The organism is Pseudoalteromonas sp. MER144-MNA-CIBAN-0113, from assembly GCF_040308965.1.
Lineage (GTDB): Bacteria > Pseudomonadota > Gammaproteobacteria > Enterobacterales > Alteromonadaceae > Pseudoalteromonas > Pseudoalteromonas tetraodonis.
In genome coordinates, this window is the sequence record NZ_JBEOOG010000292.1 from 1 (window position 1) to 280 (window position 280).

Annotated in this window: 1 pseudogene; it reads left to right on the plus strand. The window is 35.4% G+C overall.

Annotated elements, in window-relative coordinates:
- Positions 1-2 precede the first annotated feature (2 nt).
- A pseudogene (locus AAEY57_RS19755) lies at positions 3-280 on the plus strand (hypothetical protein); the annotation flags it as partial.

A 280-nucleotide genomic window follows, 5' to 3' on the forward strand; every position in this document is an offset into this window, starting at 1 on the left:
CTATTGGGCTTACCTATTGGACTATTAGAACACAACAAAAACACAATAAACTATCGGTTGCACCAAGGCTAAGTGACTGGCTTCATACGGACGATAGCTCCATTTGTTTTGATATAATCAATAAAGGGCTAGGTACTGCACAAGTTAGATCATTTGAGTTCATTGTTAATGATAAAAGCATCTCTTGGCCTGAACTTGATAGTGATATTCGTAATTATTTTAAAGCTGAGTTAGACACTAAGAATATATATACATCAAGTTTATCTGCCACGAGCTACAT